General features: G+C 34.5%; 1 protein-coding gene. It reads right to left on the bottom strand.

Annotated elements, in window-relative coordinates; genetic code table 11:
• Positions 1-36 precede the first annotated feature (36 nt).
• Entirely contained in the window at positions 37-936 is a 900-nt protein-coding gene (locus tag LRP49_RS25105; protein WP_274146400.1) for a hypothetical protein, read from the bottom strand.
• Positions 937-1147 lie beyond the last annotated feature (211 nt).

Below are 1147 nucleotides of genomic sequence, written 5' to 3'. Positions count from 1 at the left end.
ATTTTACTCTAAATCAACATCAGTATTTAATAATGATCAAATCATATTTTTTCTAAAGGTACACTCTAACTCGTCAAGGCTAACAATTTGGGCAATATCGCTAATATCACCGATGTCAATAACCTCGCCCTCATCAGGCTTACTACCACTAAATATAACCCTAAACTCAAACTCTTCTTCAAAAGGTAACTTTCTTTTTATGAAAGGAGGAACAATGTCGACTAGAGAAACAACATGATTTGGAATATAAGAAACAAATCCAAATTGAAACGATTTTAACCTTTTTTGTTTGAATCTATTAATAAACTCTTCAGCATCATTTATTACAACAACCTTATCACCCTTGAATTTATCTTTATTATAGGTTTTAAAAAAATCATGAGCCCAATCTCTGCTTACAGACGACAAACAAAAAATATGATGCATCCCACCCTGTTGAGTTTTAATACCTCCGATAGTGACCTCTGAATTCTCACCGAAGGTCTCAACCGTAAATTTTGCACCTTCAACATTATTCGGTTTAGATGTAACCGATAATTTATTATTACCTTTTAACTCCACCATTTCTGGCATTAACGTTTCCGTAAATGGTCTATCGTCTTCAGGGTCACCTCTAGAATCACTCTCCATATTTCGAAACTCTTCCGAAGGTCGGCAGTAAATTTGTCCTGCCATCATTTTTTCAAGATATTCATCTTCCATAGATTTGATGAACCAAACCTTACCTAATTCATACCTGCTGTTAAGTTTTTTTTCTGTTACATTTCCAAGAAAGTTATTTAATTTTAGCTTCCATTCATTTGGATAGACCGCTTTGAATTTTTCAATCAAGTGATTCCATGAAGTGGAACAACCCATGTTTGCAATAACTTTATCTGCAATTGGGGTTATTGACTTAACTCTTTTATTGAAAGCAATTCTTTCCGCTATACCCATAGTGCTATCTACTTCCTAAAATCTAAAACGATAATTGATATACATTTTCCCGAAAAAGGCTGCTCGCTTTATGACTAACTTTGCGAATAAACATAACGTTAGCATAACGGGCGTTTACTAGCCCAAACTGATTGAAACAGCTAAATCACCATTTTAGAAAAATGCGCCACGAGTAAACGTCCCGTTCATGCTCTTGTTATGTGGACAATTC

The sequence above is a fragment of the Enterovibrio qingdaonensis genome (assembly GCF_028683135.1).
In the GTDB taxonomy this organism is placed as follows: domain Bacteria; phylum Pseudomonadota; class Gammaproteobacteria; order Enterobacterales; family Vibrionaceae; genus Enterovibrio; species Enterovibrio qingdaonensis.
This window is presented reverse-complemented; position numbering and strand designations above follow the sequence as displayed.

Excerpts from the sequence above, each read along its gene's own strand:
- LRP49_RS25105 (WP_274146400.1), bottom strand. The coding sequence starts at position 936 with ATGGGTATAGCGGAAAGAATTGCTTTCAATAAAAGAGTTAAGTCAATA.